At 52.0% G+C, this 4,718-nt stretch carries 4 protein-coding genes; 3 read left to right on the top strand and 1 reads right to left on the bottom strand.

Annotated features, from left to right (window positions below):
• Nucleotides 1-301: 301 nt before the first annotated feature.
• Nucleotides 302-1,129, bottom strand: a complete 828-nt coding sequence (locus B2Y11_RS04390; protein WP_291056691.1) for a PD-(D/E)XK nuclease family transposase — start codon at nt 1,127-1,129, stop codon at nt 302-304.
• Nucleotides 1,130-1,627: 498 nt separating this feature from the next.
• Here B2Y11_RS04390 and B2Y11_RS04385 point away from each other — a divergent pair, with 498 nt between their 5' ends.
• The 3 genes from B2Y11_RS04385 (at nt 1,628) to B2Y11_RS04375 (ending at nt 4,378) form a co-directional block, all read left to right on the top strand.
• Complete coding sequence (locus tag B2Y11_RS04385) at nt 1,628-2,893, top strand: hypothetical protein (protein WP_291056689.1); 1,266 nt, start codon at nt 1,628-1,630, stop codon at nt 2,891-2,893.
• 142 nt (nt 2,894-3,035) lie between these two features.
• Nucleotides 3,036-4,043, top strand: coding sequence for a hypothetical protein (locus tag B2Y11_RS04380; protein ID WP_291056686.1), 1,008 nt, complete (start codon nt 3,036-3,038; stop codon nt 4,041-4,043).
• Entirely contained in the window at nt 4,043-4,378 is a 336-nt protein-coding gene (locus B2Y11_RS04375) for a YkgJ family cysteine cluster protein (RefSeq protein WP_291056683.1), read from the top strand. The genes B2Y11_RS04380 and B2Y11_RS04375 overlap by 1 nt, the downstream gene beginning before the upstream one ends.
• Nucleotides 4,379-4,718: the final 340 nt, after the last annotated feature.

Raw genomic sequence — 4,718 nt, 5'->3', positions numbered from 1 at the left:
ACGATTGACTGTTTCCTTTAACGGTTCCAGAATCATATCATCCACTTTGGATGAACGAAAATCATTCATCAGTTTTCCTATATCATAGGATCCGCCATAGTCTCCATTTATATAAATACCGGTGAACAGGAAAGAAGGGGCCTGCTCCTGCTCACTATAAAAGGCGCCTCTTATGATTAAACCGGTAAAACTGTCTCAAGAAGGAGAAGAAAAACTGCTTTGAATGAATCTCAAACCTTTGCGGAATAAAAATAACGAAGAAGGTGAACCGGACAGGGCTCAAGCCTTGTCCGGTTCCTCTTTAATCCAGATGATATTCCTTATACAGCTTTTCTCGGGCTTCCTTATCTTCCAAAGCCAACTTGACATCATCGACGCGGCCCTCTGCCTGCAGCAGCTTCAAAAGCCGGGCAAGCAGTTCAGCGCCTTCAGTGCGTCCTTCAGAACGTTCATCCATACTCCATTTTTCCAAATCGGCACACATGGCAGCCACCTCCCTGGGGTTGTTTTTATAACGATTGACTGTTTCCTTTAACGGCTCCAGAATCATATCATCCACTTTGGATGAACGAAAATCATTCATCAGCTTACCTATATCATCGGATCCACGATAGTCTCCATTTACATAAATGATATGTTCTCCATCATTAAAGGGACGGCTTAATTCTTCGATGATTCGATTGATATGGTAACGGGCCAGTCCCGCTTTGAAAATATCATTTTCTGTAATAAAAATGACATAGCTTTCAGGCAGCTGGTCATAGGTATTTCCTTTTTTCAAGCTGTTCAGATCCAGAAGACTGCTGTTGAAACGAGCCCTTCTGGCACCGGCCCCTTTATCTGAACGCTGCACCTCGATGTCGTATTCAGTTCCGGCAGAGTCAACAGCATGCACGTCCATACGGATTCCATGTCCCAAAAGACTGGGGATAGTGTCCTCTATGGTTACCGATAATACATGAAGATCAGGCTGTTCCATAATAATTCGCAGAATGCATTCTACCGCAGGAATGTTGTTCTTGAGACACCGCTTCATGAAATCATCATCCATAAGACGCCATCTTTTGATAATCTGCAGAGCACGCGTATGCCGCCGTTTCTGCAAATCCGATAAGGTCTGTTCGTTCATTGGAGCACCGCCTTTCTCTACTCCTATTATACTTGGAAATTAAAATCGTCACAATGAGGAAATGGTCAGGAGACAGGTTGAAATGAAAAAGCCATAGAGTGTCATCTGATGATTAAATTGCTTAGTGTCTTGCTGTTGTTAGAATCGGCAGTTTGCCATATCTTCATTTCCACCGCAGGAAAGTGGAGACATCTCCCCACAGAATACATTAGGACCTAAAGGAGATTTTTTAAACTCATAGCGGGCATGAGCTGCCTTGATAATATGAAAGTGACTTCCCTTTTGCAGCATCGTGGATTGACCCGTAAACTATAGTCGACAGTCCTCTGTTGGACTGTCGACTTCCAAAGGAAGGCGGGTCTGGCACTTCGCCATGCAGTACTGGAGTCAAAAAGGGCATTTCCGCAGGGCAGGCTTCTTCCTTTTCTCTTAGCAATAGAATGGGTTATAATAAAGAAAACAAGATGCCCACAGTCTTTGATTTCATGGGGGTCAGGTATGGACGAGGAGGAAAGGCGCCGGCGGCAGGCGGAGAATGCATTGGGGGCTCTGGCAGCGGGGGTTTCGGTGGATGAATCGGTGCGGCGGCTGGCTGAGGTATATCGGAAGCCTTTGGAGTATAGGGGGAACCGGAAGCTCTTTGACGACGGCATGGCGAAGCGGCTGGCGAAGGAGAATCTCTTTGCTTCGGGGAAGGCGGTGAAGGATCCCTATACGGGAAAGAAGCTGTTTCTTCGGAAGCAGGAGGCGAAGCTGGCCTATGGGAAGAAGTGGACGGAGCATCTGGCGGAGGCGGACCATGTGGAACCGGTGCACCGGATTTTTGAGGCCCATAAGGACGATGCCTGGGTCACCAATAGCGACATCAAGGACGCGGTGAACAGCCCGGAGAATCTGAAGACTATTTCCCGGAAGCTGAATAATGCGAAACGGGATCGGAGGAATTCCGATTTCTACGGCGACGACAAGTATCTTGCGGATAAGGATATCCACCTTTCCAAAGAGGCAAGAGAGCGGGCCATGGAGGACGGCCGGCAGGCGCGCAGCCATGTGGACCGGTCCCTTGCTTTGAAGGGGGCAGGCAATCTGGCCGCCGAGTTTCATGACGCCGGTGTAAAGGCCGCTGCCGGAGCAACGGTGTTTTCGGGTGCCATGGCGGCGGTGGATAATATGGTGGCAGTGATTGAAGGGAAGAAGGAGCCCGGTGAAGCCAGCAAAGACCTGGTGAAGGCGACGGGCACGGCGGCAGCCCTTTCCTATGTTGCCGGCGGCGCAGTGAGTGTCATTCCCCATAGCCTTTCGGCATCTTCCAATTCCCTGGCCCGCATACTGGGACAGGTAGGTGTGCCGGGAAAGGTGGTGGCGGCGGTTCTTGCCACGGCAGGGATTATTAAAAATTATATCTATGGAAATATCACCGCTTCGGAGTGTATTGCCCAGCTGGGGGAAACGGGGATTGCCACGTCCACCGCGGCGGCCGGCATGTATGCGGGAGCTGTGTTGATACCGCTTCCGGTCATCGGTTCACTCATCGGCGGCATGGTGGGGTATATGCTGTCGGGAAAGGTGTTTACCGCATTGAGCGGCGCCCTGTCTTCGGCAAAGCTGGCCCGGCAGGAGCGGATTCGAATCGAAAAGGAATGCGCCGAGTCCATACGGAAGATACAGGAGTACCGGCGGGAGCTGGATGAAATCACGGAGAAATATTTCAAAGAAACCGGAAGGCCTTTGATGAAGCTCTGGGAAATATGGTGTCCGGCCTGAAACTGGGGGATGTCGACGGCTATATCCATGGGGCGAATCAAATCACCCGCCGGCTGGGCGGGAAGGTTTCCTTCAGAAATATGGATGAGTTCGATGATTTAATGAAGAGTGATGACATTATTAAGTTATAAGGAGGTTTATTATGCCTATTCCATTCATTCTTGGCGGTATCGCCGTGGCGGCCGGTCTTGTGGGAGCAAAGAAGGCGAAGGATGCCAGCGATAAAAATGCCCGGGCGAAACGAATCAACCGCAGAGCTGACGAAAAGTTTGAGAACGCAAAGAAAGCGCTCCTTGCTACCCGGGACGAGGCAGGCAGGGCCCTGAAAAATCTGGGGCAGGCGAAGGTGGATATCCTTCATGGCAGTGTCACCCGTTTCGTGGACACCTTCGGAAAGATTCATCACGTGGAGCTCACCGGCTCTGCCGGCATGGACGAACTGGCGGAATTTACGGTGAACGAAGATGCCTTAAAGGAAATGGGGGAACTGGGCAGTCTTGCTTCGAAAATGGTTTCGGGCACGGTGGAAGGACTGGCTGCCGGAGGCCTCATGGCTTTCGGCGCCTACAGCGCCGCCGGCCTTCTGGGCACTGCCGGTACGGGAGCAGCCATTGCAGGTCTTTCGGGGGCGGCGGCCACCAATGCTACCCTGGCCCTCCTGGGAGGCGGCACCCTGGCGGCAGGAGGCCTTGGCATTGCCGGCGGCACCGCCGTGCTGGGCGGCCTGGTAGCGGGGCCGGCCATTGCGGTGATGGGTTTCATGATGGATGCCAAAGCCGATAAGAATCTGGGCATTGCCAAAAGCAAACGGGCCAAAGCGGAAAAAGCGGAGGTGGAAATGAAGCTGGCCGGAGATGCCTGCCGGGCCATCGGGAAAAGGGCGGATATGTTCAGCCATCTGATTTCTGAAATCGACCCTATTTTCAAGTCTCTCATTGGGAAGATGGAAGCGGTGGTGAAGGAAAAGGGCAGGGACTATAGGGATTATGGCGAAGAGGAAAAGAAAATCATTGCCATGGCTCTTGCCACCGCCGGCGCCGTGAAGGCAGTGCTTGATACGCCCATCCTCAACAAGGCGGGGGCGGTGACGGAAGAGTCCCTTACGGCCTATGAAAGGGTGGAGGCTTTCCTGTCGAAGGTAGAGGAATAATGGACTTTCCCTGCATTGCCTGCGGCCTCTGCTGCGAAAAAGCCTGCTGGGTGGAAGAACTGAAACCCTTTCTGGATGAAAGGGGAGAGTGCCGCTTTTATGATAGGGAAAGGAAGAAATGCCGCATCTATGACCGCCGCCCGGCTATCTGCCATACGAAGATCATGTACGAGACAAAGTTCCGTGCCATCATGAGCGAAAAGGACTATGTACTGGCCAATCTCAATGTATGCCTTGGGCTGAATCTTGCTGCCGGAAATAAAGAGAATGCGGAAAGAATCAGGAAAATTATAGAAGAAATCGAGGAAAGCGCAGGAAATGGGGAGGCCCTTTGACACCGTCAATAAGAGCCACTTGTAAAGCCGCCTGTCGGCGGCGCCTTTGCTGGGGGAAGGCCTATCCTCACCGCTGCCCCAGCTCCATTCCGGTGGAAGGAGCCTTACGTTACGGGCTTACCATTAGTATCACCAGTGCTGCATGACGTAGTGCGTTAGCCCCCCCTTCCTCTGGAAGGGGGTGTCGCAGGCGACAGAGGATAGCGGATTTTCGTAGAAAATCCGAGGCCCTGAAAGGGCCTGGTATTCCCCTCCCCGCCGAGTGGTAGTTACCGACATTCCTGTCACTTACGGCTCTTACCAAGATCCTTCGCTATCGCTCAGTATTCTGGTCATATGT

This window comes from Dialister sp. UBA1703, assembly GCA_002320515.1.
GTDB lineage: Bacteria > Bacillota > Negativicutes > Veillonellales > Dialisteraceae > Dialister.
This window is presented reverse-complemented; position numbering and strand designations above follow the sequence as displayed.

What these genes read in the sequence shown, in the direction of transcription:
- B2Y11_RS04390 (WP_291056691.1), bottom strand. Translation starts at nt 1,129, where the DNA reads ATGAACGAACAGACCTTATCGGATTTGCAGAAACGGCGGCATACGCGT.
- B2Y11_RS04385 (WP_291056689.1), top strand. Translation starts at nt 1,628, where the DNA reads ATGGACGAGGAGGAAAGGCGCCGGCGGCAGGCGGAGAATGCATTGGGG.
- B2Y11_RS04380 (WP_291056686.1), top strand. Translation starts at nt 3,036, where the DNA reads ATGCCTATTCCATTCATTCTTGGCGGTATCGCCGTGGCGGCCGGTCTT.
- B2Y11_RS04375 (WP_291056683.1), top strand. Translation starts at nt 4,043, where the DNA reads ATGGACTTTCCCTGCATTGCCTGCGGCCTCTGCTGCGAAAAAGCCTGC.